Origin of the sequence: Aurantiacibacter flavus, from assembly GCF_039710615.1 — a bacterium.
GTDB classification, from domain to species: domain Bacteria; phylum Pseudomonadota; class Alphaproteobacteria; order Sphingomonadales; family Sphingomonadaceae; genus Alteraurantiacibacter; species Alteraurantiacibacter flavus.
Genome location: NZ_JBDLBR010000002.1, coordinates 869,604 through 895,119, shown reverse-complemented (window position 1 = coordinate 895,119; position 25,516 = coordinate 869,604). Strand labels below are relative to the sequence as shown.

General features: G+C 60.7%; 23 protein-coding genes and 2 pseudogenes. 16 read left to right on the top strand and 9 right to left on the bottom strand.

What is annotated here, in order from left to right; genetic code table 11:
• Positions 1-233: 233 nt before the first annotated feature.
• The 4 genes and pseudogenes from ABDJ38_RS08970 to ABDJ38_RS08955 form a co-directional block, all read right to left on the bottom strand.
• A complete protein-coding gene (locus tag ABDJ38_RS08970) occupies positions 234-785 on the bottom strand; it encodes a restriction endonuclease (protein WP_346784745.1) in 552 nt (183 codons plus the stop codon).
• On the bottom strand, positions 782-1,699 hold the full coding sequence (locus ABDJ38_RS08965) for a restriction endonuclease (RefSeq protein WP_346784744.1): 918 nt from the start codon (positions 1,697-1,699) through the stop codon (positions 782-784). The genes ABDJ38_RS08970 and ABDJ38_RS08965 overlap by 4 nt, the downstream gene beginning before the upstream one ends.
• A 92-nt stretch (positions 1,700-1,791) precedes the next feature.
• Entirely contained in the window at positions 1,792-2,823 is a 1,032-nt protein-coding gene (locus ABDJ38_RS08960) for a hypothetical protein (RefSeq protein ID WP_346784743.1), read from the bottom strand.
• A pseudogene (locus tag ABDJ38_RS08955) lies at positions 2,793-3,574 on the bottom strand (IS5 family transposase). The gene ABDJ38_RS08960 and the pseudogene ABDJ38_RS08955 overlap by 31 nt, the downstream one beginning before the upstream one ends.
• Before the next feature lie 187 nt (positions 3,575-3,761).
• Here ABDJ38_RS08955 and ABDJ38_RS08950 point away from each other — a divergent pair.
• The 3 genes from ABDJ38_RS08950 (at position 3,762) to ABDJ38_RS08940 (ending at position 7,808) form a co-directional block, all read left to right on the top strand.
• The gene (locus tag ABDJ38_RS08950; RefSeq protein ID WP_346784742.1) at positions 3,762-4,868 is read left to right on the top strand and encodes a hypothetical protein; all 1,107 of its coding nucleotides are present in this window, start codon (positions 3,762-3,764) and stop codon (positions 4,866-4,868) included.
• Between the two features lie 421 nt (positions 4,869-5,289).
• Positions 5,290-6,294 (top strand): phosphatase PAP2 family protein, encoded by a 1,005-nt coding sequence (locus ABDJ38_RS08945; RefSeq protein ID WP_346784741.1) that lies wholly within the window; start codon positions 5,290-5,292, stop codon positions 6,292-6,294.
• A 152-nt stretch (positions 6,295-6,446) separates the two neighbouring features.
• Complete coding sequence (locus ABDJ38_RS08940; RefSeq protein ID WP_346784740.1) at positions 6,447-7,808, top strand: transposase; 1,362 nt, start codon at positions 6,447-6,449, stop codon at positions 7,806-7,808.
• A 562-nt stretch (positions 7,809-8,370) separates the two neighbouring features.
• Here ABDJ38_RS08940 and ABDJ38_RS08935 read toward each other — a convergent pair.
• Complete coding sequence (locus ABDJ38_RS08935; protein ID WP_346784739.1) at positions 8,371-8,646, bottom strand: HU family DNA-binding protein; 276 nt, start codon at positions 8,644-8,646, stop codon at positions 8,371-8,373.
• 699 nt (positions 8,647-9,345) lie between these two features.
• Here ABDJ38_RS08935 and ABDJ38_RS08930 point away from each other — a divergent pair.
• The 6 genes and pseudogenes from ABDJ38_RS08930 (at position 9,346) to ABDJ38_RS08905 (ending at position 13,485) form a co-directional block, all read left to right on the top strand.
• Positions 9,346-9,531 carry a hypothetical protein gene (locus ABDJ38_RS08930; RefSeq protein ID WP_346784738.1) on the top strand — a complete coding sequence of 62 codons (186 nt, stop codon included), beginning with the start codon at positions 9,346-9,348 and terminating at the stop codon, positions 9,529-9,531.
• Between the two features lie 32 nt (positions 9,532-9,563).
• Entirely contained in the window at positions 9,564-9,662 is a 99-nt protein-coding gene (locus ABDJ38_RS08925) for a hypothetical protein (RefSeq protein ID WP_346784737.1), read from the top strand.
• 121 nt (positions 9,663-9,783) lie between these two features.
• The gene (locus ABDJ38_RS08920) at positions 9,784-10,407 is read left to right on the top strand and encodes a class I SAM-dependent methyltransferase (RefSeq protein ID WP_346784736.1); all 624 of its coding nucleotides are present in this window, start codon (positions 9,784-9,786) and stop codon (positions 10,405-10,407) included.
• 208 nt (positions 10,408-10,615) lie between these two features.
• Positions 10,616-11,986: pseudogene (locus ABDJ38_RS08915) on the top strand (IS30 family transposase).
• 558 nt (positions 11,987-12,544) lie between these two features.
• Positions 12,545-12,901: a ParD-like family protein gene (locus tag ABDJ38_RS08910; protein ID WP_346784735.1), complete on the top strand. Its 357-nt coding sequence runs from the start codon at positions 12,545-12,547 to the stop codon at positions 12,899-12,901.
• Entirely contained in the window at positions 12,898-13,485 is a 588-nt protein-coding gene (locus tag ABDJ38_RS08905) for an ATPase (RefSeq protein ID WP_346784734.1), read from the top strand. Before ABDJ38_RS08910 ends, ABDJ38_RS08905 begins: the two co-directional genes overlap by 4 nt.
• A gap of 173 nt (positions 13,486-13,658) precedes the next feature.
• Here the strand turns inward: ABDJ38_RS08905 and ABDJ38_RS16965 are convergent, their stop codons facing one another.
• The gene (locus ABDJ38_RS16965; protein WP_429771102.1) at positions 13,659-14,105 is read right to left on the bottom strand and encodes a DNA -binding domain-containing protein; all 447 of its coding nucleotides are present in this window, start codon (positions 14,103-14,105) and stop codon (positions 13,659-13,661) included.
• Between the two features lie 151 nt (positions 14,106-14,256).
• Entirely contained in the window at positions 14,257-14,556 is a 300-nt protein-coding gene (locus ABDJ38_RS16960) for a transcriptional regulator domain-containing protein (protein WP_429771095.1), read from the bottom strand.
• Between the two features lie 315 nt (positions 14,557-14,871).
• Between ABDJ38_RS16960 and ABDJ38_RS08895 the strand changes: the two genes are divergently transcribed.
• The 7 genes from ABDJ38_RS08895 (at position 14,872) to ABDJ38_RS08865 (ending at position 20,491) form a co-directional block, all read left to right on the top strand.
• Positions 14,872-15,618, top strand: coding sequence for a helix-turn-helix transcriptional regulator (locus tag ABDJ38_RS08895; RefSeq protein ID WP_346784732.1), 747 nt, complete (start codon positions 14,872-14,874; stop codon positions 15,616-15,618).
• An 85-nt stretch (positions 15,619-15,703) separates the two neighbouring features.
• Entirely contained in the window at positions 15,704-16,324 is a 621-nt protein-coding gene (locus tag ABDJ38_RS08890) for an acyl-homoserine-lactone synthase (protein ID WP_346784731.1), read from the top strand.
• Positions 16,325-16,334: 10 nt separating this feature from the next.
• Positions 16,335-17,228 (top strand): phytanoyl-CoA dioxygenase family protein, encoded by an 894-nt coding sequence (locus ABDJ38_RS08885; RefSeq protein WP_346784730.1) that lies wholly within the window; start codon positions 16,335-16,337, stop codon positions 17,226-17,228.
• Positions 17,229-17,238: 10 nt separating this feature from the next.
• On the top strand, positions 17,239-17,826 hold the full coding sequence (locus ABDJ38_RS08880; RefSeq protein ID WP_346784729.1) for a GntR family transcriptional regulator: 588 nt from the start codon (positions 17,239-17,241) through the stop codon (positions 17,824-17,826).
• A gap of 113 nt (positions 17,827-17,939) precedes the next feature.
• Positions 17,940-18,065 (top strand): benenodin family lasso peptide, encoded by a 126-nt coding sequence (locus ABDJ38_RS08875; RefSeq protein WP_346784728.1) that lies wholly within the window; start codon positions 17,940-17,942, stop codon positions 18,063-18,065.
• Positions 18,066-18,122: 57 nt separating this feature from the next.
• Entirely contained in the window at positions 18,123-18,803 is a 681-nt protein-coding gene (locus ABDJ38_RS08870; RefSeq protein WP_346784727.1) for a lasso peptide biosynthesis B2 protein, read from the top strand.
• Positions 18,779-20,491: an asparagine synthase-related protein gene (locus ABDJ38_RS08865; protein WP_346784726.1), complete on the top strand. Its 1,713-nt coding sequence runs from the start codon at positions 18,779-18,781 to the stop codon at positions 20,489-20,491. Before ABDJ38_RS08870 ends, ABDJ38_RS08865 begins: the two co-directional genes overlap by 25 nt.
• Here ABDJ38_RS08865 and ABDJ38_RS08860 read toward each other — a convergent pair.
• Together ABDJ38_RS08860 and ABDJ38_RS08855 are read right to left on the bottom strand one after the other, a co-directional pair.
• The gene (locus ABDJ38_RS08860) at positions 20,477-22,477 is read right to left on the bottom strand and encodes an Atxe2 family lasso peptide isopeptidase (protein ID WP_346784725.1); all 2,001 of its coding nucleotides are present in this window, start codon (positions 22,475-22,477) and stop codon (positions 20,477-20,479) included. The genes ABDJ38_RS08865 and ABDJ38_RS08860 overlap by 15 nt on opposite strands.
• An 83-nt stretch (positions 22,478-22,560) precedes the next feature.
• Positions 22,561-25,446 carry a TonB-dependent receptor domain-containing protein gene (locus tag ABDJ38_RS08855; RefSeq protein WP_346784724.1) on the bottom strand — a complete coding sequence of 962 codons (2,886 nt, stop codon included), beginning with the start codon at positions 25,444-25,446 and terminating at the stop codon, positions 22,561-22,563.
• Between the last annotated feature and the right edge of the window lie 70 nt (positions 25,447-25,516).

Below are 25,516 nucleotides of genomic sequence, written 5' to 3'. Positions count from 1 at the left end.
GACGAACGCCTTCTGAGCGTCCGTGAACTTCGATGCCTTCATGCCACGACTCCTTGCCCAGCCAAGGAAATCTACGGCCGAAAACTCTAGCTGCGAATGGTCCAAAATTCAGGTGGCAGAGCAACGTAAGCCGCGCGACGCGACAATCGGCTAATCCCCGCTTCTAACTCTTATCGGACTTAAGAACGAAGTATGCTGAGGCGGCGTCTACAGGGTCCAGTTTCGGGAGTTTGCTAGGTCGACGCAGCGCCCGCGTCGAGAACCTGTGAAGTCACAAGCGACAGCAAGCGTCGTTTGAGCAGAGGGACCAAGCCTGCACCCGATGTAAGCGACAGCAAATCCTCCCGCGTAATAAGCAGGACGCTCACCCCTTGCGTCAGCGCCACCGTCATGTGGTAGAAACCCGCCGTCGCGGCCGTCTCCTTTCCGGCGACACCGGACAGCGCCACTAGAACGCCACTGCTGCGCCCCTTGTCGGCAAGAGTGGTCGCAAAATAACGAAGGTCACGTCCAGACAGAGCGCTTTTCGAACTTTTGCATTCCACGATCAGGGGGCAGTCGAGAAAATGCAGGCCGTGCCGCTCGCGATCATTCCAGAACAGAAGATCGATTTCCTCGGTCTTGTAAAAATTCTTGAGGTTGGACAGCTCGAAATGAAGGCCTTCGACATCCGAGAAAATTGCGGCGATCAGCGTTTCGAGCCGCTTTCCCTTATCTTGCGGTTTCTCGCCTAGGCTATCGATCTCGGCCAATTCGCTGGCGATCCATGCCGGGTCCAGCGTCACTGTGGACGCCCCGCGAACAATGCGCGCTCCCGCCGCTTCAGGATCATTTTGTCGAGATTACCGTGCTCGACGGCTTGAATCACGTCCTCGATCGCGAGCGAAAGAACGCGCGGCGTTTCATGAAGGCTCGGCGGCGCTTTCAAACGATCGTGGTCATAGACCAGAAGCGCCAGCTTGGCGTCGCTGCGATCCATCACCGCCTCGATACTGCGGACAGTGGCCTCAGAATTTTTGATAACACTGCCGACGCCTCCGCCGTAGAATTTGCATTCCACCAATGTCGGTCCACCGAGCTCAAAAGCGATATCGTTCAGCCAGACGACAAGGTCGGCCCCGACGGTCCGATCATCGCCGACAAGTGCGACTTCAGCGTCCGCAGCCCGAAATATCTCGGCACAAAGTACCTCGAAGTCCCGATAGCGATCTGGCCCGTTTTCAGCCCGCAGCGCCTTCAACCTGTCACGCGCCCAATCGAGCGGCTGTGCTGGTGCAGGTTCGCCGCGCGAGGGTGGCGTGCCAGGCCGTTTGGCATGTCGCACGAAACGCTCAAGATCGTCAGCAACGCTCTCGATTTCCCTGTCATCGGCGATGGACACCATGTATGCGCTGGCGAGATCCAGGGCCTGCCCCCCAACGAATACGACAAATGCCGGCTTCCCAAGCCCCTGCGCAAGACCAAGTTCGTAGGCAACAAACGCCTGTGCGCGGTCGGTAATCACGACCGCGATGAAATCGGCGTCGGTAATAAGCCGAACGACTTCCTGGGTGATGGTCTGCCCCACGCGAATCTGATCTGTGCTCGCGGCTTCGATGCCCAACGCGCGGACCATTTCAACCAGGCGTGCCGTTGTCGCGGGATCATTCCCGCTGACAAAACAGCGCCGATAAGGGTGGGGTTGCGGATCTGTGCTCATGCAACTGCTATAGCGTCGGCGCACCAAAGCGCCCAACCAACTTTCCGCCTACACGACAATACCGATTTATGCTTTGGCGAGGAGGGCCGCGGCTAGTCGCGATCCCAGCCCTTACGGCCATCACAATAATTGCAGCCCTTCCAATCGCTTCCCTCCATGTCGCCGTTGCTTCCTTCCCCGCACCAGCCACAGGCGCTGATGTGATCGGTGAGCTCAAGGCAGCCGGTGCAGAGATAATGGTCATGGAATAAGACGACGGTCTGATGCCCGTCGCAACGCGTGCAGTTGGCCGGTGTAACCCGATCATAATAATTGTCCGTCGTGACCGGATCGTCATCGACGATTTCAGCGATATCAGATGCATCAAAGACCGTGTCGCAGGCTTCACAGGTCGACGTTTCGTCGCCGTCGGCCCGAAACTCTGCCGAGCAATGGGTGCATTCCAGCGCGAGCCAATGAGGTGCGAAATGGCATACATGGCATTTCGCGCTGTGAAGCTCGTGCAGGACAGGCGTCGTCTCGGCGGCCTCGAAGCCGCATCGACCGCAGGCCGCCAGCACCTTGCCTTCGCCCTTCAGGCTGGCAAGCTTCTCCGCGAGGCTGTTGAAGCGTGACTGGAGATAGAGGCGGTGCTCGGCGAACCGACCGTCAAGCGCGTCAATGTCGAGCTGGAAGCGGTCAAATACATCCCGCCATTGGCTACCGATCAGGCCGATGAGTGCGTGCCACGCGTTGAGCTGCTCCATCGCCATCTGTTCGCGCGTCACAGGATCGTCGATGTCCTGAAAGAAGTGGACCATCTTGTTGCGGTGCTTGCGGATGACGTCGAGCGTCAGCCGAGCACGCTCAGGAATCGGGCTGCCCACAATTTTCGCGAGGCGCTGGCACGCCTCCTCGAATGTGACCGACACGAAATCACCGCTCTCAAAGCTCGTCAGGTCGGGCGTCCTGCTCACGACCAGACTCCAATGCTCCTCCATCAGCCGAGCTTTCAAGAACAGCTCTACAGCCGAATGAAAGGCGATGATCGAATGCTTCGGCCTTTCCTTGAACTCCTCCGTCGCAAGCGTCAGAAAATCGACGGCATTTGCGACTAGGCCGTGTTGACAAAAGACTTCAGCCATAGGCGCGTGGCAGCGAGGTTGAGGAAGCTCTCGAACGATAGGACAGTCTTGTCGTAGCGGGTAGCGATCCGACGCTGCTGCTTGAGCTTGCCGAACATTCGCTCGACGCGGTTGCGGTCCCGGTAGCGGCGATAGTCGGGATGGTCGGGCACCTTGCGGTTCGAGCGGGGCGGGATGATCGGCAGGATACCTCGGATCAGCAGGCTGTCCCGGAAGCGATCACCATCATAGCCCTGGTCCGCCAAAAATGCCTTGGGCGTGGCAACGGGGATCGTCATCAGCGGTTCGGCAGCTGTATAATCGGAGGCCTCCCCGCCGGTCAGGATGAAGCCGAGAGGCAGTCCTTGATTGTCACAGCGGGCGTGGATCTTGCTCGTAAAGCCGCCGCGTGATCGACCAAGAGCGTTCGCACAAGCCCCCCTTTTCCGCCCGCTGCCGAGACATGGCCGCGAATGCTAGTGCTATCGATCATGTGCTGCCAGTCATCGGTCAGTCCGATATCGACCAGCGTTTCCAGCAGCGCATCCCAGACGCCCTGTTCAGCCCAGCGCCGGAACCGGACGTAAACCGAGTTCCACTTGCCGTAGCGCTCGTGCATGTCGCGCCAGGGGCAGCCGACCCGCAACACGTGGAGCATGCCATTGAGGAAGCGCCGGTTATCGCCCGATGGACGCGCCCACCGACCCCGCTCAGGCGGCAGCAGCGGCCCGATCAGCTCCCATTCCGCGTCTGATAAATCCCCGCGACCCATGACCGCTCCACAAAAAGCAGTCTTGAATCAGAACTTGGGGCGGTTGGGAATCCCTTTTGTCAACACGGCCTAGGTCTCGCATGGGGTCAGGGCGCTTCGTCCTTGCGCGAGTCTTTTTACTACCAGAGGCCATACCGCCCCTCTAACCCGAACTTGAGTGGACGAGAAGGAAGGATCCAGTGCGAACATGCTCGACGTCAATGTCATCCGCGACCCAACGATCCTCTTGAACGGGCTGACCGGCCTCGACCGTGTTTTCAAGCTCCATTACGACGAAACTAACAACATTCGGCGGCTCCACCTGACGCCGGACGGTCTGAATGTCCGGGCTCCCCAATGTTTCGTGTTGGGCGGGGTCGCCCACTTCGGCCCCGCGCCCGCCCTCGATTTTGAGGATTTGCGACAGGCCTTCCATCTCCAGAAATCATCGTTGGAACTGAAGCTGGAGCAGCTTGGCAAGGGCGACTTCCTCAGCCTGCTGAACGCACCCAAGATCGGTGCCTTCCTCGATTGGCTATCCGCTGCCGATGTCTTCGTACACTATCAGGTATTCAACCCGCTCTATTGGTCGATTGTCGATGTCATTGACTCGATCATCGATGAGCATGGCGACCGCGAACTAATGGCAATCGCGCCGCTTCTGAAAAACGACCTCTTCACGCTGCTTCGGGACAATCCTGACGAGACTGCGGAGTTTCTCGGTCGCTACAGCTATCCTGATGTCGGCCGAGCCAATCGGGCGGCCTTCATCGTAGAACTGCGCGACTTGCTCGAAGCGCGGCGAGCTTGGCTTCCCGACTTCAATTTCCAGATGCTCAAGGGAGTGCTGAAGATCGCGGCGGGCTTAGAAAGCCTCCCCTATCTGGAGGACGAAACCGCCAATGTGCTGATTGACGGCTTCGGCAGCTTTTACCTGCACCGACTGTCGCTGTTCAAACATTCGGCGCACGTCCTCGACATCGAGAAGGCAATCCAGAATTATCTGGCTGGCTTGAACCTCGCGGATGGTACTTCGCCGCTAACGAATTTTACCTTCGTCGACTCCCGGACCGCGCCCTGGGTACAGGTTTCTGACGCCCTGACGGGCCTGCTAGGCAAAATGTTCATGTTCGCCGCCAATCACGACGTCAATGAGATCGGTGAAGCGCTATCCGGTCTGAACGACCGACAACGCACCACGCTCGACACGCTCAGAAACCTCATCGAGCGATCGATCGACGAATGCCAGGCCCTCGTCCACTACGTGATTTCGCTGGAGGACCAGCAGCGCAGATCGCTCATTCTCGGCTTCTAATCAGGGCCGGTTCCGGCGTGAACAGCCATTCCGACATCCGGACCGGACCGACGCAAATCGGTCGGGAGCAGCCGCCACTCAGGAGGCGGGCACTGCGTCCGCAGCCGACAACATTGCTGCCGTTCGCGGCTTGCGCGCTGGCGCCTGAAACCGGCCGTTCGTTCTTACGGCAGATTATGGCGCCTCCTGGGCCGCTTGCCGAACGGCAGGAATTGTCCAGGAGCGAGGCAAAGACGCCATACCGCTTTCGGGATCGCGCATCAGCACCGCTCATGACCGCTCGTGGGGTGTTTAGCGGACATCGGCGTGCGGCTTTCACTCGAGATTTACCATTCTTCGTTACAGAGCCCTCTTAGTCGGCTTTGGCGAGGCTTGCGCACTCCTGAAACAATCCGTTTATAATTCATGATAGGGAACTACATTGCGGGAGAAGGAATGGCTGCTACCCAGCATCGTGTTGACGATCGTTACTGCCACCGCGGCGCTGACATTGATACCTTCTGTTTCTGGCTTGCTACCGGCGCTCGCCATCCTTCCTGCATGGATGGCCGGAGCTTTCGCAATTAGTACGATATTTGGTTTCGTTTGGATGGCTCTCCACGGAGTGAAGCGACCGGCTGCCGAAGCAGTCGCATATCTTTCCCGCGAAAAAAGAAAGCTTCTCTTTGTAGCTTTGGTGATGCTTCTCGCCGGAATGAATATGGTTTCCTTCATGTGGGTCAAGCCCCTATTGAATTATCTTGTTCCTTTCTGGGCGGATCCTTTACTGGCCAAATGGGATGCCATTCTTTTTCTAGGCCACGATCCTTGGCAGACCTTGGGCTGGCTAAGCTTCCCCAACGCTGGACTCGTTTACCATCCAATTTGGTTCCTGCTGATGATTGGCTCGCTACTAATCGCTGCTTTCGCGCCTTTCTCTTCAAACAGGTCCGCTATTCTCCTGAGCTATTTTGCTTTATGGTCGGTGGTTGGCCCGCTGATCCATTCGATCCTGCCCGCCGCAGGACCAATTTTCTATGAGCGCATGGGGTACGGACCGCGCTTCGAAGGTTTGGATGGCGGGCCCGAGACGGTCGCCGTGGCGGATTATCTTTGGTCGATCTACGCCAACGAGAGCTTTGGGGCCGGAAGCGGCATTTCGGCGATGCCGTCAATGCATGTCACGATGAGTTCATGGATCGTGATCGTCTTTTTTGTTTTCGCGCGCCGATGGCTTCCCATCGCCATTGCGGCCTGGCTGACAATGTTTGCCCTCTCGATTGCATTGGGCTGGCACTATGCTCTTGACGGAATTGTCGGGGCGATTGCCGCCGTGGTTTGCTACTTGGCGTTGGCCAAGCTATTCCGCACGAAGGCAAAAGGCGGTTTAGACTTTCGATTAACTGCTCTAGCACCCAACTCTACCCTGCAAAGCAGACAGGAATGATCGGGTAAATGACCATAAGTAGGTTACGATAGGTTATTTTGCCCGAGCGAGCACCGAACGTCCGCAAGGGGGTGTATTCCGTTGAAAAACTCCCGCTTGTGATTGGGGTGAAGTGCTGATTCAGTGATCCGCAGGCAAGCGGAGACGTTGGTATGATGGGCGAGCGGACGGTGATGCAGGAAGCGCTGTTCTACAGCTTCCGGATCGAGGATCATGTGCCGGGCGATCACCTGCTGCGCGCGATCGACCGGTTCGTCGATCTGTCCGGTATCCGCGAGCACCTGAAGCCGTTCTACAGCGCGACGGGGCGGCCTTCGATCGATCCCGAGTTGATGATCCGGATGCTGATCGTGGGCTACTGCATGGGCATTCGCTCGGAGCGGCGGCTGTGCGAGGAGGTGCATCTCAACCTCGCCTATCGCTGGTTCTGCCGGCTCGATCTCGATGGCGCTGTGCCCGATCACTCGACCTTCTCGAAGAACCGTCACGGCCGGTTTCGCGACAGCGATCTGTTGCGCAAGCTGTTCGAGCTGACCGTCGAGCGCTGCATGGCCGAAGGGCTGGTGGGCGCCGAGGGCTTCGCGGTCGATGCCAGCCTGATCCGCGCCGATGTTCACCGGCAGCGTTCGGTGCCAGGAGAAGAAGGTCTTCCGTCCGAAGCGGCGGGCCGCGCTGTCGCCGAGTATCTCGAGGTGCTCGACGATGCCGCGTTCGGCGGGGCGACGCCGGTCACGCCCAAGCGCATCAACCTGACCGATCCAGCCTCGCGCTGGACCGCGGCAACGCGCGGGTCGGCCTTCTACGCCTACAGCACCAACTATCTGATCGATCTCGATCATGCCGTCATCGTCGATGTCGAGGCAACGACCGCGATCCGGCAGGCCGAGGTCACCGCCCAGCGCCGGATGATCGAGCGCACGCAGGACCGCTTCGGGCTGTGGCCCGAGAAGCTGGTCGCCGATACCGCCTATGGCTCTGCGCCGAACTTGGCCTGGCTGGTCGAGGGCCGGGGCATCGAGCCGCATATCCCGATGTTCGACAAGTCCGCGCGGCGCGATGATACCTTCGAGCGGTCGGCGTTCACCTTCGACCATGAGGATGACAGCTATGTCTGTCCCGGCGGCAATCGCCTGCGTCCATCCAACCGCAACTTCAGCACCCCGCGCCCGCGCGCCAATGCCGACGGCTTCATCCGCTATCGGGCCCGCGAGAAGGACTGCGGTGCCTGCAATCTGAAGGAACGTTGCACGCCGAAGCTGGCAGCCCGCAAGATCATGCGTTCGGTCCACGAAGGCGCACGCGACATGGCGCGCGAGATCGCTAGCACCGATGCCTATCTCGTCTCGCGCAGACAGCGCAAGAAGGTCGAGATGCTGTTCGCGCACCTCAAGCTGGACCGCTTGCGCCTGCGCGGTCCCAACGGAGCCAAAGACGAGTTCCACCTCGCCGCCGCAGCCCAGAACCTCCGCAAACTGGCCAAAATGAAGCCGATGCCGGGCCTCGCACCCGCCTGAGCGGGATTACAACGCCGCTCGCCCGGTGCCAGCCGCGAGCCACACCGAGCTCCGGCAACGACTTCTTCAACAGAATACGCCCCATTCTTGCCATATAGGTGGAGGGCATCGGCACCTATAAGCAGTCGATGTTTTGACCTGAACCGACGCCGGCTTTGAGTGCAAACGCTCGGATACCAGGATGACCGCTTTGTTGGCGACCTCGGCGGGCCGATCTACGTCGAACCGGGATGGCGGCATTCCGAAGACAGGGTCTGAAAACTTGCCTGCCGGACGCGCCCCAAACTCGGCCATTCCGGCATGAGCAGACGAATCCTCGTTAAAGCCATCGAATGCCGATATATGCTTAGGCTCGGGACAACATGACCGACTGCACGCAAATCGGCATCATCGAAGTCTATCAGCGCCATGGCAAACCCTGGCACGGGTGGTCGCGTTCCTCCTCGGCCGACCTTTCGACAGCTCGCGGGCTCATCGACCTATTGTGGCGCCCCACCTTCGTTCGAGGGCCGAAGGCCGGGTGTCCGCGCCTTCAAAAAGACGCGGACGAACTCAAGACCGGTCAGCCGTTCAGCTTGTCCTTGACCGCCTTGGCGGGCGAGAATGCGAGCTTCTTCGATGCGGCGATCTGGATCGTCTCGCCGGTCGCAGGGTTGCGGCCTTTGCGCGCGGCGCTTTCCTTCACCTTGAACTTCCCGAAACCGTTGAGCGCCACCTCTTCTCCCTTGGTGGCCGCGTCCACGATCGCCCCGAACACGTTATCGACGTACTTGCGGGCGTCGGCCTTGGTGAGGCCATACGCTTCAGCGAGTTGCTCGGCCAAATCGGCATTGGTCATGAATACTCTCCTTTTGTTTGGAAGCGCGCCTGTACGACCGGGATAAAATCTGGTCTAGGGCATCTGGCATCATAGCGCCAGCTGCATGCTGGAACCGTGACACAGCGGTGGGTACGGGACTAGGGCACCGGAGAAGCCATCCTTCGAATGAGGATGTCGATTCGATAAGGCGAGAACGGTAGCAGTCACACTGCAACAAGCCATAAATGTACCGCGGCTATGGATGAGGCTACTATGCTGCGAACGACCACGCCTCATGTGCGCGAACGGGATATTCTCTGATCGGCCAGAAATGCCATGGGATGCTCAGATCTTGACTTGGCCGTGCATGAACGGCGCCTTTGGAATGCTGGGCAGAATGTCGACCCCAAAGGCCGCCTCTAGGATGGCCCAGCGAATAGCCGCCGATCGAATTTGTTCACGCCGCGTAATGCATTGCGGGCCTTCGATCCACCGGGATAAGACCTCCGGTGTCGGCGATCCTCGCCGGCGGCGCCCTGAACCCGCGGCGGTTGAACTGGCGAGCGCGGCAGCCGCCCCGACGGGGCTGTTTTGACCACCGCATGTAACCACTGCAGTCCGTGATGCGAACTACGTGATCTGGGTGGTGTGATCTCGATCCGGCTCGGACACTGGGGGCGAACCGCAGGTCCTCTCCCGAGCGCAGCCCCGCGTGCAGGACATACAAAGGAAGTGACCATGACGACTACCGCATCCTCTTCTCGGGTGATCAAAATGGTCCAGCTGGTCCTGCAGGGCCTTGTTGCATTTGTCGTCCTTGCGGTCGGCGTGCTCAATCTGTCTGGTATGATGACTGAGGAAATGGTGCGCCTTGGCTATCCGTGCTATTTCGCGACCATGGCGCTGCAAGTGGCGCACCGCTGATCGCGCTCGATATGTACGAGCACAGCTTTCACATGGATTACGGTGCCGCCGCCGCGCGCTATGTCGATGCCTTCATAGCAGATCTCGATTGGGAAGTGGTGGATGCAAGGTATCAGGCGGCCATAGCGTGATACGCATGATGGCCCGGTTGGTGCCGGGCGGGTAGCGGGCGCGCCGGCTGCTTGGCGCGATTCTGCTCGGGCTTTGCGCAGCCGAAACGGCAGGACGCCTGTAAGGATGGGAATGTGAGACATGACAGGTCAACCACAGGAGCACTGGGGCCGGGTCTATTCCGACAAGGCCCCAGGTGACGTCAGTTGGTTCCAGAGCGAGCCACGCCACTCGCTCGATGCGCTGGTTCGTTTTGGCTTGCCCGCCACAACGCCTTTCGTCGACATCGGTGGCGGGGCGTCGACTCTTGTCGATGCCTTGCTTGTGCGTGGGTGGAGCGATGTGACCGTAGTTGATATTGCAGCCCCGGCGCTGGCAGCTGCACAGGCCCGGCTCGGCGAGAAGGCGGCGCGCGTTCAATGGGAGGTCGCCGACATCACCCGTTGGAACCCGCCGCGCCGCTACGGCGTGTGGCACGACCGGGCCGTGTTCCATTTCCTGACCGAGCCGGAGCAACAGACTGCCTTTCGTCGCGCCCTGCTGGCGGGAACCGCGCCCGATGCGCACGTCATCATCGCCACTTTCGCGCCCGACGGACCGGAAAAATGCAGTGGCCTGCCGGTGCAGCGGCATGATGCCGCAAGCTTGGCCGCTGCACTTGGGAGCGAGTTCACGCTGCTGGACGACTGGCGCGAGGAACACCTCACCCCGTGGGGTACCGCGCAGAAGTTCATCTGGTGTGTCTTCCAGCGGGCAGACGACTGATCTTCGCTCCCGCGCAGGGGTGTGTCCGCATCCGGCAATACCGGCTGTTTAACATGCCGTTTGGGTATGACCGGTAAGTCACATACATTGCCGGACCGGCTCCTCGAGCAGGTGACCCCATTATCGGCCATCAGGCGCTGGAACTGCTCGCTGGTATATTGGGCGGATTCAATCGGTCGATGCAACGCTTCAAAAATGGAGGCGAGCGATGGATATCAAGAGGCGGCGTTCAGATCGGTGCACACGACCACAATTGAGGTCTCCTGGGAGACCACCGGTTGCTAATCGGCATCAGCGTGCAATGTTCTGGGAGTATGTTGCTGCCGGGATGAGCAGCGAGGCAACAACGGCAAAGGTTGGAGCGTCACAACCGGTTGGAAGCCGTTGGTTTCGGGAGGCGGGCGGTATGCCACCAGCGGAGTTCAGGCGTTCGACCAAGCCCTTGTCGGGCAGATATTTGTCACTGGTGGAGCGCGAAGAGATCGCGCTCTTACTGGTCCAAGGGCATGGCTTGCGTGAGATTGCGCGCCGACTCAGTCGAGCAGCCTCGACAGTCTCCCGCGAGATCCGGCGCAACGCGGCAACCCGTAGTGGCAGTTTCGAATATCGTGCGACGACAGCTCAGTGGCATGCCGAACGCGCGGTGCGCCGTCCGAAGGTCCGCTAGACTAGCAGCGAACGACACCCTACGCTGCTGGGTCGAAGATCGCTTGAGCGGGGCCGTCGCCAAGCCCGGCGATAGGCCAGTCACCGGTCCCAGGGTATCCTGGAAGGGGCGGCGCCATGGACCGCGGCAAAACCGACGCTGGTCAAAGGCATGGAGCCCGGAGCAGATTTCCAAGCGTCTGCCCATCGACTGTCCGGATGACCACAGCATGCGCATCAGTCACGAAGCCATATATCAGGCGCTTTTCGTACAAGGCCGCAGCGCCCTGCGTCGTGACCTTACCGCATGTCTGCGAAGCGGACGCGCTCTACCTGTGCCGCGGCGCGGTCGGACAGCGCGGGAAAGTTTCGTGTCACCGAGGTCACGATCAGTGAGCGCCCTGCCGAAGCCGACGACCGCGCAGTGCCGGGTCACAGGGAAGGCGACCTTATCCTCGGAATCGGAAGCTCGGCGATCGGCACACTGGTAGAACGCACGACACGCTACACGATGCTACTGCACCTGCCGCGCATGGAAGGTCACGGGGCTGGTCCGGCCATCAAGAACGGACCGGCGCTGGCCGGACACGGAGCCGAGGCGGTTCGGGATGCTATCACACGTACCATCACCACCTTGCCTCAAGAGCTGCGACGGTCACTCACCTGGGATCAGGGCGCGGAGATGGCGCAGCATGCGCGCCTGAAAGTCGACGCCGGCGTGAAGGTCTACTTCTGCGACCCGCAAAGCCCTTGGCAACGCGGCACCAACGAGAATACCAATGGGCTGCTGCGCCATTACTTTCCCAAGCGCACCGATCTCAGCACACATAGCGCCGATACCCTTGCGGCCGTGGCAGCAACGCTCAATGGGAGACCGCGCAAGACGCTGGGCTGGAGAATGCCGGCTGAAGCATTTGACCGGTGGCTCGCGTAAATCGATAAACAACGCGTTGCGTTGACCGATTGAATCCACCTTGGCTTCCCTGATCCGAGTGATGCAGCAGGGCATCATTATTCAGCGCTTCGACCGGGACAAGATCGTTCATCGTTCGATTCCTCAGGTTGAAGGAGCCGAACGGGTCTGCCCGTGTAGCGCAGTGCAAACGGTCATGCCCGGAGGGCTCCTCACCGCCATAGCCAACCCCGTCCAGCGGGTTCGTGCATCGGCGCAGGAGGAGCCATAAGTCGGCGCGTCAATGCCCGGCACCCGCCATGGAGCGGAAGCAAGCCGGACAAAATCCGTTATGTTGGCGCCTGGAGTTCCGCGAGCCGATCAGCGAAACTCCCCGAGACAGCCGCACAGAATATTAGTCATAGTCTCGGCATGGGCTCCGATTTCAGCGGGCGCCCGTGGTATCGTCGAAAAGCTCGCGCCGACTTTTGCGCCGTGCCCGACGCCATCCCGAGGTAGCGGTGCCGCGCCTAGATTCACATTGCAAGACGTGCTTGAAGATGAGGTGGCAAAATGCTACCTCTTGGATGGAGGTTACCTATGGCTCAGTCTGTCAAACTTGCTGATGACATCATGAAAATCGTCCGCCGCGAGTCCGAGTTGCAAAGCCGCTCGATTGCCGGCCAGATCGCGCATTGGGTGCGCATAGGCCGCGCCATCGAGAAATCGGGCAATTTCGATCATGCCCGCATCACAGCTGCGCTCGCCGGAGACCTCGAAACAACCAACCTCACTGATGAGGAAAAAGACGTCTGGCTCGACAGCTTTGTCGAGAAGATGACACAGCCGGGCCCCGACGAGGATGCTTTCTTTGCCCGACGGCAGCAGCTTGGCCTGGGCATTGGTCTTGATGCAGCCGGAAATCTGGTACGAGAGAAGGCCACGCGCAAGGCATGACGCCGACGATGATCGTGCTTGCCGGACCCAACGGCGCCGGTAAGTCGACCCTCTACGAGACGCGCGTGGCACCAGGTTTCGCAGGACCTTTCATCAACGCCGACATCATCCAGCGCGATGAACTGCGCGATCCCTCTCCAGCGGCATCTTATAAAGCTGCCGAAATCGCGTCTTCACGCCGGGCCGACTATCTCGCACGCCGTCGGGATTTCGTGACCGAAACAGTCTTCTCGCATCCCTCAAAGCTCGAACTGATCGACGAAGCGCGTGAGCGAGGTTTCACCATCATAGTGATGCATGTCGGCGTCAACACGCCAGACCTCTCCGTCGAGCGGGTTGGTACGCGCGTCGAGGAAGGCGGACATATCGTGCCTGAGAACAAAATCCTCACCCGATATGCGCGTGGCGCACCGTTGATCCGCGCTGCAGTTCTTAAAGCGGATCGAGGTCTGGTGTTCGATAATTCCCGCCTAAACGAACCGCCGAGCCATTGCCTGACATTCGCAAACGGGCGGCTTGTCTTCGCCTTGTCACGCCTGCCCGACTGGATCAGATCGGTTTATGAGACAGACTTGGAGATCTGAAACCGAGTGCGAAGGATGGCCGGCAGGTGCTCCGAATTGCAACGATCCAGGCATGGGCTGTCGGATTGTTGGCAGCATGAACGTGACTAAAGCCTGCCCCGGCGATGGCGCCTTCGTTCACTATCACCGCATTAAAATGGCTCTGTACAGATCGGCACGCGGGAGCCTATCGGTCATGGCGGGTTTCCACGTCGGACCGCCGAGAGCCTTACCTCCGACCGCTCTCCCCTGACAAGCAGCGTGACTGTCTTTTTCTCTCGATCTCTTGGTTGTGCGGCTCTGGTCGAAGCAGGAGCGAGCAAAGTTCGCCATCCGCCCGCAATCATACCATTACCCAAGCGCAGCAGCCTCCGGATCCTGGAGCGCAGATGATCTGACGCTACGTCCCACTCGCTCCGAGCGAGTGCAACTCCAAACAATGCTTCAGCCACTTCACGCTGGCTGGCGCCGTGCGTCCTTGCGTCGTGCGCACGTAAAGCAAGCGTCCAGCGCTCCGCGCGCCGCTCGGCGGGGAACAAGTGGCGAGGCATGCGCCCCAATCTCTCGAAGGCAGCAAGCCGGCGAAGCGTCGTCAGCGGCTCGCCAACCCTCTCCAATCCCGTGAAGCAAAACCGCAGCACCGCCGGGCCATCGCGCAGACTCCCGCCCTGCACATCGAGCCGCACACGGCGAATGCCGTCGGAGATCAGCACGTGCTCGCAAGGGTCATCGCCGCGCAGCAGGGCCGAAAAGCAACCCGAGCGCAGGAGATCAACAGTCTCCTGGCCGCTATCAACGATTTCGCAGGGCAGCACCCATGCATCGGTCGCTGCGTCGAAAAAAATCGCGGCGTCCTGGGCCGAACGGTTGGGGTCCTCTGCGAAAGAGCAACCCTCGCTGCGGATCGGCGCTGCCAGCGGGAAGGACAAGCAGCTCCGCAGAGGCTTGGGTTTCGGGTCGCCGGGCGCCGCGATAATCGGGATCGCGCCGTAACCATTCCCACGCCCAGCCTGCGCGGTCGAGCGAGGCAAGCCAGCGATAGGCTTGCGGATCGCTGCCATCGGGCGCCCTTCCCACAGGTCGATCAGCCATTGCTCAAAGTACCGCGGACGCAACTGCAATCACAGCTGCCGCAAATATACTGCGAACAATATGCAAATATTTGCATTTTGGGACGAGCTGGGGCCAGATAGCGCATGATCGGCATCTCCAAAAAGATGCCGCAAGCACAACACGCATTAAGGTGCTGCGCTTTCCCCTGAAATGGGGAGTGGGCCAACGGGGTGTCGGAAAGGTGGTGGTGTAGCGGATTCGGGCGCGCAACATGAGAGCAAAGCCCCCGAGCCTACAAAAGGCGATTTGCGGGATCCGGCGGCTTGGGAAACGCCTCCGCGATCGATGCTGACGATGAGTGGACTAGGCATAGCCAGAGAGTTCTTCGGTCTGGCACGACAGGCGTCGACCAACGCCGATCTGGTACAGGCGCTTGCTTGCGTCTCTGATAACTTGGGTTTCGACTATTTCGCACTGGCACATCATGTCGACTTCGCGGCGGCGGGCCATGCGGCGGTGCGGCTGCACAATTATCCTGACGAGTGGGTTGCCTGGTTCGACGACCGTCGCCTCGGGGTAAGCGATCCCGTCCACCGTGCCAGTCAGGCAACGAGCATCGGCTTCACCTGGCAGCGCGTGCCCGAAATGATCCGGCTCACGGCGAAAGATCGGTATGTCCTGCAATGCGCGCGCGAGCGCGGGATTGGCGACGGCTTCACTGTCCCAGCGCATGTTCCGGGCGAAGCGACCGGCTCCTGTTCGTTCGCAGTGGAGCCTGACCGGGCCGTGCCGGTCGACATTCTTCCGCTCGCACAATTGGCAGGCGCGTTCGCCTTCGAGGCCGCACGCCGGATCAACGGCATGCGCAGCTTCGATGCACATGTCCCCACGCTCACTGAACGCCAGCGCGATTGCGTGTTATGGATGGCGCGCGGCAAGACCGATTGGGAGATCGCGCGAATTCTGGGGCTGAGCCAGGAAACGGTCACTCAGCATCTCAAACAGGCGCGAGAACGTTATGACGTGCCCAAGCGCTCGGTCCTCGCCGTGCGCGCTTTGTTCGACGGTTTGATTTCGTTCAGCGACATTTTCCGGCGCTAGCGCACGCCTATCCCCAGAAATGGGGATAGGCCGCATGGGCATCTGGAGAGAGGATCACTCCGTCCATCAGACGGGAGCGAAAATCATGTATTTGACGACCCTTAGCCGCACGCAGGGCAAACTTGACGGCCTCCTTGCCGCAATGTTTGAAGCGCGCAAGCGTATCTTCGTCGACTTGCTCGGCTGGAATGTCCCGGTGGTAGCCGAGCGCTTCGAGGTGGATCAGTTCGACGATCCTCACGCAGTCTATCTCATTATTTCTGACAAGGCCGGCAAACATCTCGGCTCGGCACGACTGCTTGAAACCGAGCGACCGCATATTCTCGACACGCTGTTTCCCGAGCTGTGTGAGGGAGCGGTTCCGATAGGGCCGACGACACGGGAAGTCACCCGCTTCGCTTTGGACCCACGCCAGAACGCGCGCCAGCGCCGCCGGGTGCGCGACACGCTTGTCTGTGCGCTTGCTGACTATGCGCTGGCAAACGGCATTGAGGCCTATACCGGCGTCGCCGAGATAGCCTGGCTGCAGCAGATCCTCGCCTTCGGCTGGGACTGCGAGCCGCTAGGGCTGCCAAGGGAGAATGGCGCAACGCTGCTGGGCGCACTGCGGATCGCGATCAGTCCCGAGACGCCGAATCTGCTCGCGCGCGCGGGGATCGTTCCAGAGCTGGTCGTCGCGCCGCAACCTGTCCGATACGCGGCCTGAGGAGAAGACTATGGCAACGCAAATTGAGCGTCCTTTCTCCGCTGCCGATCATTGGCAGGCGAAGCTGCAGATGCACGGCTATTGTGTCGTGCCCGACCTGGTCTCGCCTGCGCAGGCGGCAGCGCTCGAAGCCGACCTCGCACCCCAATTCGCGATGACAGATTTCTGCCGCGGCGATTTCTACGGCCAGCATACCAAACGCTTCGGGCGTTTACTGACCCGCTCAAAGCACGCGGCTGCCTTCGTCCAGCATCCATTGGTCCTCGAGCTTGTCGAGGGCGCACTGGGGCCTTGGTGCGACACGATCCAGCTCAACCTCACCCAGGCAATCGAAATCCATCCTGGCGCCCCGCAGCAAGTGCCGCACCGCGACCAGGACATGTGGGAAGGGGTGAAGGGCGAAGTCGAATATCTGGTCAATGTGATGTGGGCGCTTACGCCCTACACGCAGGAAAATGGCGCGACGCTCGTCTATCCCGGCAGCCATGGTGCGCATGCGCTTGATGCCGAGGAGCCGGCGAACAAGCTTGCAGTCGAGATGCCACCGGGCTCAGCGCTGATCTTTCTGGGGTCGACGCTGCACGGTGCGGGCGGCAATCGCAGTGATGCCATCCGGCGCGGAATGATCGTCTCCTATGCGCTCGGCTGGCTGAAGCCCTATGAAAATCAGTGGCTCGCCTATCCGCCCGAGGTAGCGCGTCATTTCCCGCCCGAGCTCGCCGCACTGGTCGGCTATCGCCAGCATCGTCCCAATCTTGGCAATTGGGAAGGGCTGTGTCCTTCGGTGCTTCTCGGCGAGCGCCTTCCCGACCGGATCGGTGCGATCGATGCATTGCGACCAGATCAAGCGGAGATGGTCGCCGCGTTCCGCCGCAGCCTCGACGATACTGACGGCAGTCGCTGAGTGCTTCGCGATGAATGCGGCACCGGTGTTCGATCGGGTCTATGGCGGCCTCAAGCAGATGCTTCGCGAGGGGCGCAGATCGCCTGGCGCGCGGCTCGATCCCGCAGCACTTGCCGACGAGCTCGCCGCGAGCATCACACCAGTGCGCGATGCGCTCTATCGGCTGACCGGCGAGCGTATGGTCGATGCGGCGGGCGAGGGCTTCCAAGTGCCCTTACTCACCGAACCCGACCTGCGCGACCTCTATGCCTGGAATCTGCAACTGCTGCTCGCGGCGCCGCGCCCTGGCGGTCTGCCGGCTGCGCAAATTGATGCAGGGCCGCCCGGTTCCATTGCTGAGCAGGCAGAAGCGCTTTTTACGGGAATTGCACGGCTGTCCGGCAACTGCGAACAGCTCGCGACGGTCGCCGCACTCAACGACCGGCTTCATGCGGTTCGGATTGGAGAGGAACGCTGGTTCGGTGATTGCTACGAAGAGCTCGCCGCCTTGGCGCAAGCCGAAAGACGCGAGATCCGCGTCCTGCTCGGGCGCTACCATCGGCGACGGATTGCGGCTGTGCCTGAACTGCTGCGCCTGCGCTACCGCGCGACCGACTGAATTATTGCTGCAGAACTTCCTGCAAATACGTTCCATATAAACTTGGGATTTGTCGGCGCGGTCCGGACTCTTGGACTGCCGCGACTCATCGCGGCGGAACCAAGGAGATGATCATGGACATGCAAGACCTTCGCGAACTCGTCGATCTCGGCGCCGCCAGCGTCGAGACCCAGGGCGACGGCCTCGAGCCGTTCGATATCGGCGGACTGCAGCGTGTCGCCGGCATCGCCGACGATTAACGAACCCGCCTGCGCTGGCGCGCCGCTTGGCGCGCCAGCTTATCGTCGGATATCCCTATGTGGCGTCTCGCCAATCATGTGAGCTTTTGTTGGGTGGATGGACAGGCCGTGTTTCTCGACCTGTCGCGCGATCGCTACTTTGCGCTCCCTCGCAGCGTAAATCGTGCGTTTCAGCAATGGAACGATCAGGACGACGCTCGCATCGCCATGCCCGAGGCTCTGATTAAAAACGCGCTCGTCGTCCCTGCCCGGCAAGACGATCCCGGCAATGTGCAGCCTTGCACTTTGCCGGCTCCCACCGAAGCCCTCCCGCTCCTTGATTTAAGAGACCGCTTCCGCATCACGCGCGCTGTTGAAGCGGTGTGGACTCTGGTGCGGATGCGGCGACAAGTGCGAAGGACGCCCTTGCAGAAACTCGTTGTCGAGGTCTCGCGCTGCAATACTGGTAGTGGGCAGTCCGCATCGCGCATTTCCGTGACTGACCTGGCTATGGAATTCGCGCGTATTCGTGCCTGGTTCCCCAAGCATCAGACATCGTGCCTCCCCGATTCATTGGCTTTGTCGATGTTTCTCAACCGGTACGGCCATGCGGCAACGCTTGCCTTCGGCGTGACCGTGCACCCTTTCGGTGCGCATTGCTGGGTCCAAACCGGCACGACATTGCTCAACGATACGCTCGATCATGTCGTTCGATACACACCGATCCTCGTCACATGTCTCGCCGCTACGTCGCGCTGATCGAGGCTCCAGCGGCGGTGATCGAAAAGGCGATCGCCAAAGGGGTGGCCAAAGGCATGTCCTGCGTTTGCCGACTGCCTTGGTTGACCCTGATTGCGGACAGGGATCTGCAGATGACAAGGCTAGAGGCGACGCCCGGTGTGATCGTAGGAGAGCTCTTCAGGCGATCTGGCGCGGATGGCAGGAGCGCCGCCGAAAGGATCGCAGTGCTCAACGAACTGCCTGACGTATGCTGGGGGGCCTATATCGGTTTTGTGCATTCGCCACAGGGCCTTTCGATCCTTCGCGGAGTGTCGGGTCCTAATCCCTGCTATTTCACGCGGCTCGAAGAAGGTTGGGGCTTTGCATCGGACGCAGCACTGCTTTCGCAGACAACAGGGCAAAGTTTTGTGGTGGATTGGCAGGCGCTTGGCGCGTTGTTGCTCTATCGAGAATCGCGACCCGAACAGACTTGTCTGGCGGAAGTTCGCGAGCTGTTGCCAGGGACGATGGCGGTGATCAGCGCGGACAGGGTAGACATCCGGACGATATGGACACCTGAGCCGTACATTGCTGCGCCAGTCGGCGCCTTCGACACCGCGTCCGATAGACTGCACAATGTGATACTTCGCAGCATTGCGGCATGGGCAGAGCGTTTCGAGCGGCCGCTGCTGGAGCTATCCGGAGGTCTCGATTCGAGCATCGTCGCAGCTGCACTCGCTGAAGCGGGCAGCAGGTTTCACTGTCTTAGTTACAAAGCGTCTGGCGCAGACCTCGATGAAACCGACTACGCGCGCCGCGTTGCGGACTATCTCGGCAAGTCCCTTGAGGTGGTTTTCCCGGATTCAAGCGCAGTTCGGCTCGAAGTCTCCGCTGCGGCGCATCTGCCACGACCACACGCACGCAGCTTTATTCAGGAGACAGATCGTCTGAGTTGGAATGCTGCGCGACGCATCGGAGCGGATGCGTTTTTTACCGGCAACGGCGGCGACAATGTCTTCTGCTTCCTGTCATCGGTCGCACCGGTTCGCGATCGCCTGCGTTCACGCCATCTGGTGGCAGCTTGGAAAACAGCTGCCGATATTGCGCAGGTATGCGAGGTCGGGAGGTGGGAGGTGCTCATCAAGTCCGTACGCCGAAGCTTCCACCGCTCTGCGTATTCGGAATGGCATTGGACGCCGGATTTTCTCTCTCGCGATGTCGTGACGGGAACAGCTCGACCGCTTCCACACCCCTGGCTTGCGGCTTGTGACCGATCTGACCCGGGGAGCCGCGCGCATGTTGCCGCCATCCTGCGTATTCAGAACTATCTTGAGGGCCATGCCCGGCTGGCGCATGCGCCGCTGATTGCCCCTTTGCTTTCGCAACCGATTATTGAGACCTGCCTTTCGATCCCGAGCTGGCATTGGTGTGCGGGCGGCCGCAATCGTGCCGTTGCTCGCGCTGCCTTTGCCGATCATCTGCCGAAGGACATTCTCGAGCGACAGGGCAAGGGAAGTTTCGCCGGTATGATTTCGCGCATCCTGGAATCTCGCAAGAATCAGGTCCGCGCAATGCTGCTCCATGGTCTCCTCGCCGAAAATGGGCTGCTGGACCGAGCATCGATTGATCAGCAGCTTCGCCCGGAATCGCCTGTATCCGGCCGGAGCGCCGGGCGCATCCTCGGCCTCGTGGATGCCGAGGCATGGGCACGATCATGGGCCGGGTAAGGCAGACGCTCGTGCGGGAACGGACTCCGCCAACGCGTGCCACCTGCGATACTGCTCCTGCTTTACCGGGGCGGCATCTTCTTTGCCGTACTGCCAAAAATCGAGCCAGTCGATCACTCTTGCATAGATCGCTGCACGATGCTCCGGCTGCCATTTAACATGCATCTCGTTAGGGAAGACGTACATGTCTATCGGGCGCTGCGCCGCGTGGAGCGCTGCGACGGTCTCCAGCGCCATCCGATACTCTTCGTCCGAGGCTTGGATGAGGATTGGCGGTGTCGCCACCTGCTCGGCGTTCTGCGCCAGCGAGTATTCGGGCCAGAAGCCTTCTTCGCCATATCCGGGGTATCCCCATTTTTCCGTGTTGGCTGCATAGGCTGGCCCTGAAAGATACTGCGTGAAGCTAGGTTCATCGCAGCAGGTGCTGAGGATAGCCGTCGCGAAGCGGCGGCTCTGCAGTAAAGCATAGGCGACCGTACTCGCTCCGTCGCTGAGTCCGGTGATCGCGACACGTTCGGGGTCGACCGCACCGCGTGCGATCGCCGCGTCGATCGCTGCATCAAGCGCTGTGAAGTTTCGTTGCCGTTCAGCGAGCCCGGCAAGATTGCGGCGAACGAAGCTATCGAGATCCGGCGATGGCGGATCAGCACCCGGCTGAGGTGGTTTGTGAAAGCTGAGCACGGCATAGCCGCGGTCGGCAAGCAGGTGGATGGGATACTCATCGCCGGTTCCGCCGCGCAGAAACCCGCGGCTGGTATATTGAACCACGACCAGCGGATGGTGTTCACCGGGGTGATGACTCGGCGGAAGTACGAGACGCGCAAAACCCGGTGCGCCATCGGCCGAAACCACCGCAAGTGTTTCGACCGACCCGGTGCGAATGGCTATCCATTCGGGGTTCGGATCGAAGAAGGGCGTGATCGCGCCATCGTTGACCGCAACACGAACGAGGCGCCTTGGCTGGTCTGCCGCTTCCTGCGCGCAAAGAAGCGAAGGTTCGAGAAGAACGCAGCCGATCAATAGCGCGTCAGTCTGCCATAACCGCACTGGCGACATAGGGCCGGGTCTCCAGCGGTAAAGGGACAGCCGTCCGCCACCCGAATAGCTATCGTCACGAAGGAACAGAATAGTCCCGTCGCGGTCCCACCAAAAGCCGGTGACATTCGTGCAAGCCGGTGCGGAGCAAACCTTCTCACCTCCCTCCGAGCTCGTCTTCAGGCGGATGGGAGAGAGAAAGGCCGTCGGCTGGTCTTTGTCCAGCCAGGCCAACGTCGCCGGGTCGTCAGGCCGGGCGACGGCATTATCCTTTCCCGAGGCGCGCACGGACGAAGCCTGGACCGAACTTACCGCATGCGTAGTGAGATCGATCGTCTGCTCGACAAACGGCACATCCCCTTGTGGGAGCGGTCGGTCTGCGCTGAGCGGCCAGAAGCGCTCGTCGAAATGGAAGCCACTCCGGCCTTCCTCTGCGATAGTAGCGATCGCGTCCGGTATTCCCGGACGTGTCGTGAAGCGAATAGCGGTCCCGTCGGACGACCAGGAAAAACGACGAACGTCGACCGGCGCATGTGTGACCTGTTCCGCGGTGTTTCCCTCCAGCGTTGCCCGCCAGACCTGGGTACGGCCGTGATCGCGTCGCATATATGCCACCCATTGCCCGTCGGGTGACCAGGCAAGTGGCGAACTGGTCACAGTCCCGTTCGGCTTGTCGGCCCGCCCAAAGTAGTCGCTGCTCATGGTCAAGGGCTCGCCGCCTACGTCGAGCAAGCGCCGGGTGCCATCGTCGAGCGACAACAGCAGGATGCCATAGCAATAGCTGTTGCTGGAAATGTCGGCACGACGCAGTGCGATGGCAATATGGCGCCTGTCCGGAGACAAGGCGAACGGCCGTTCCATCGACGGATCCTGCCAGGGATCGCCAAAATCTCGTAACTCAATGATATCGCGCGACGTTACCGCGCGTTGCGGTCCCTGCTGCTCCACCACGGGCGGTAGCAATCGCTCGCGGCAAGAGTCCGGGGAGGATGCGGACGGGCTTGCTACCGCCCATAGGAGTGTCGTAGCCAACATTACCATGTTTTGGTTACCTGAAGCGCGACAACACGTCCCACGGGGCTCGCATTCTCCGGATCATAACCGATAGTTGTGAGGCCGAGATTATTGACCGTGAACGGCGGATCATTGTCGAACAGATTGCTCGCGCTCAGGGCAAGCGTCGTGCTGGCCAGCGGCCCGTGGTCGGTAGCGGGGCGGTAGCTGATGCGTGCGTCGACGGTGACCCAGGCGTCGACCTTTTGCGGCACGGCGCCGGTGCGGTTCTCATAGCCGTCGACATAATTGACGAACAACGCCGTGCCGAAACGTTCGCCGGTATAGCTGGCGCGGCTGCGGAGACGCAGATCGACGGGATTGCCGAGCGTATCAAGAATGTCGACCTCCGGCGCATCCTCGGTCAGCGCCTGGCGAAAACCTGACAGCCAGCTGCCACCGACTCCCACTTCCAGCGAACCGTCGGCGAACTCGCTGCGATATGCGAGATCGAAATCGAAACCGTTGAGATTCTGACCGGCAAGATTCTGCGTCCGGGCGTCGATGATGGTCGTCACCTGCGAGGCCGTTATCGGAAACAACGCAACATAGCCCGTCCCTGAGAAATAGGCCGCAACCGTTGCCGGGTCCGGAGACGCATCGATGATCGAGGCATAGGTCGCCCAATTTATTAGAAAATTCAACGTTTCGGAGGCTGGACTGGCGATCCTGTCGCGATAGTCGATATCGAAATAGGTCAGTCGAGCGGTCAGGCCAGGAAGAAGGCGCGGCTCAAGATCAAACCCAGCGGTCCAACTTGTAGCGCGCTCCGGACCCAAATCCGGCACGGTACCGCGCAGGATCAGAGCATAGGTGATGCCGGTGCTCGATGCCGGGTCAGCGAGGCCGATCGCAAACTGAAGCGGAGACGCCAGGTCCGGGCGTAGATCATTGAAAGTCGGCGCGCGGAATGAGGTGCCCCAGGTTCCTCGCAATGTCAGACCCTCAATGGGCTGCCAGGATAGCCCCAGTTTGGGATTGGTCGTGTCTCCGAAGTCGCTGTAGTGCTCGAAGCGCACCGCCGCCGACAAATCGAGCCATCGCACTCCGGCAAGGCCGAGGTCCGGAGCCACCAATGGCAGGAGAAGCTCGGCATAACCGGCGGTGACCCGCCGCGGGTCGGGCATCGGCGTCGGCGCAAGCTCGATGGGTGTCAACGTTGTTGTATCGCTGATCGCGGGACTGTCGCGAAACCGCTCGTGCCGATATTCAGCTCCTAGAGCGAGCTGAGCATCGCCGCCCGGAAGCCGGAACAGTGGGCCATCAGCACGCACCAGTCCCGACACCATCGTGTAACGCCCGCTATCACTGATGCTTCCCCGGATCGAAGCAATCGTCGTCGGATTGGTGTGCGCTCCGTCGCCAAGGAGGTTGTAGGCCGTCTCGGGGTTCGTGTCGGCAAGCGCTGCTGCAAGGCGAGCGGAATTGACCCTATTGTAAAAGACCGAGTTTTCGCGCTGTGTGCCATAGGTCGCATGCGCGTCGAATGACCATTGCCCGACGTCGAGCCGGAATCCAGAACTGGCGCCGAATGCTTCCGATCGACCGCGCAGCGTCTCAGGTCCCAGATCCTCAACGAAGCTGTACCTGACCTGGATTGGTTGGTTGGTGCCGATCGGATCAACATAGAAGGGATTGGTGACCGGGACGGTGCGCAGCGCGTTGTTGCTCGAGGCGCGGAGACGCCGATCGAACTGGCGACTGCCGAACAGCGCCTGGGCGTAGAATTCAAGGCTTGGCGTGAGTTCCTGCTGCATGGACGCAAACAGCGCGTGACGCTCCTGAAAAGGCAAAGCATCCGCACCGAGCCATTGGTCCTGCAGGTTTTGCGTTCCTGCTGTGAGATCCGACGCCGAGAGACTGCGGCCATCCTGCCCATCGGGAATAGCGAAAGTCTGGCCGCCGGAAACGATCGTGCCAGGATTGGCGTAGTTCGCCCGATAGTCTCCGCCGCCGTCGAACCGACGCAAGTCTTCGCTAATATAGGGCCGATCGGCGACCGCGAGGCGATTGCGCCGGTAATAATCATAAGCGAGGACGAAATGGCCACTTTGCCAGCGCTTGCCGCCGATGGACCCCGCCTGAACCTCATCGAAGCCATCGGCGAGACCGTAGCGGGCGGTAGCTTCCAACCCTTCGAACTGGATTCGGGGAATGATGTTGACCACGCCGGCCACGGCATCGGATCCGTAGAGCGCGGAGGCCCCGTCGGGCAGGATCTCAATGCGCTGGATGGCAATCGTCGGGATCATCGATAGATCAGTGAAAGCACCGGCAAAACCGGCCATCGGAGGGCGTTCTCCATTGAGCAAAACGAGCGTCGAACCCGTACCGAGTCCACGGAGATTGACCCCGGACCCATAATTTTGATTGAGTGAGGCATTGCCGCGATTGGTCTCGATCGTGGTCTCGTTCGGTCCGCCCCCGAAATTCTGCGGCAGCGCCTGGAGGATCTGCTGCGTCGTCCCGTAGCCGCTCTGCTCGATGTCGCTGCGGTCTATCGTGGTGACCGCAGCGCCTGCGGGCGCCCGACCGCGAATGCGGGTGCCGGTGACAAGGATTTCGACGTCACCGGCACCCGCTGCCGCCGAGGACTGCACCCGGTCGGCAGGGACATGTTGAAGGACAAGGGCATCACCGACGCGCGCGACCCGCAAGGGCGTGTTGGCGATCAGCCGGGCGAGCGCTTGCTCGGGGGTGAAATCACCGCGCAATGCAGGCGCGCGCAGTCCCGCGAGCAGGTCGGCAGGCGCAACGATCGTCACGCCCGACTGATCGACCACGGCGCGGACCGAGCGCGCGAGGTCCTGCGCGGGCAGGTTATATTGCTGCCGCTCGGCACTCTGTGCGCATGCGGGCATCGCCATGCACATGGCGACCGCCGAAACTCCCAACTGAGCCAAGTGATATCCGCCAAACCCCATGCCACTGTTTCCC

Excerpts from the sequence above, each read along its gene's own strand:
- ABDJ38_RS08870 (WP_346784727.1), top strand. The coding sequence starts at position 18,123 with ATGTGGCGTCTCGCCAATCATGTGAGCTTTTGTTGGGTGGATGGACAG.
- ABDJ38_RS08960 (WP_346784743.1), bottom strand. The coding sequence starts at position 2,823 with ATGGCTGAAGTCTTTTGTCAACACGGCCTAGTCGCAAATGCCGTCGAT.
- ABDJ38_RS08890 (WP_346784731.1), top strand. The coding sequence starts at position 15,704 with ATGTATTTGACGACCCTTAGCCGCACGCAGGGCAAACTTGACGGCCTC.
- ABDJ38_RS08875 (WP_346784728.1), top strand. The coding sequence starts at position 17,940 with ATGGACATGCAAGACCTTCGCGAACTCGTCGATCTCGGCGCCGCCAGC.
- ABDJ38_RS08935 (WP_346784739.1), bottom strand. The coding sequence starts at position 8,646 with ATGACCAATGCCGATTTGGCCGAGCAACTCGCTGAAGCGTATGGCCTC.
- ABDJ38_RS08855 (WP_346784724.1), bottom strand. The coding sequence starts at position 25,446 with ATGGCGATGCCCGCATGCGCACAGAGTGCCGAGCGGCAGCAATATAAC.
- ABDJ38_RS08920 (WP_346784736.1), top strand. The coding sequence starts at position 9,784 with ATGACAGGTCAACCACAGGAGCACTGGGGCCGGGTCTATTCCGACAAG.
- ABDJ38_RS08885 (WP_346784730.1), top strand. The coding sequence starts at position 16,335 with ATGGCAACGCAAATTGAGCGTCCTTTCTCCGCTGCCGATCATTGGCAG.
- ABDJ38_RS08930 (WP_346784738.1), top strand. The coding sequence starts at position 9,346 with ATGACGACTACCGCATCCTCTTCTCGGGTGATCAAAATGGTCCAGCTG.
- ABDJ38_RS08865 (WP_346784726.1), top strand. The coding sequence starts at position 18,779 with ATGTCTCGCCGCTACGTCGCGCTGATCGAGGCTCCAGCGGCGGTGATC.
- ABDJ38_RS08895 (WP_346784732.1), top strand. The coding sequence starts at position 14,872 with ATGAGTGGACTAGGCATAGCCAGAGAGTTCTTCGGTCTGGCACGACAG.
- ABDJ38_RS08905 (WP_346784734.1), top strand. The coding sequence starts at position 12,898 with ATGACGCCGACGATGATCGTGCTTGCCGGACCCAACGGCGCCGGTAAG.
- ABDJ38_RS08940 (WP_346784740.1), top strand. The coding sequence starts at position 6,447 with ATGATGGGCGAGCGGACGGTGATGCAGGAAGCGCTGTTCTACAGCTTC.
- ABDJ38_RS08880 (WP_346784729.1), top strand. The coding sequence starts at position 17,239 with ATGAATGCGGCACCGGTGTTCGATCGGGTCTATGGCGGCCTCAAGCAG.
- ABDJ38_RS08950 (WP_346784742.1), top strand. The coding sequence starts at position 3,762 with ATGCTCGACGTCAATGTCATCCGCGACCCAACGATCCTCTTGAACGGG.
- ABDJ38_RS08965 (WP_346784744.1), bottom strand. The coding sequence starts at position 1,699 with ATGAGCACAGATCCGCAACCCCACCCTTATCGGCGCTGTTTTGTCAGC.
- ABDJ38_RS08925 (WP_346784737.1), top strand. The coding sequence starts at position 9,564 with ATGGATTACGGTGCCGCCGCCGCGCGCTATGTCGATGCCTTCATAGCA.
- ABDJ38_RS08910 (WP_346784735.1), top strand. The coding sequence starts at position 12,545 with ATGGCTCAGTCTGTCAAACTTGCTGATGACATCATGAAAATCGTCCGC.
- ABDJ38_RS16960 (WP_429771095.1), bottom strand. The coding sequence starts at position 14,556 with ATGGCTGATCGACCTGTGGGAAGGGCGCCCGATGGCAGCGATCCGCAA.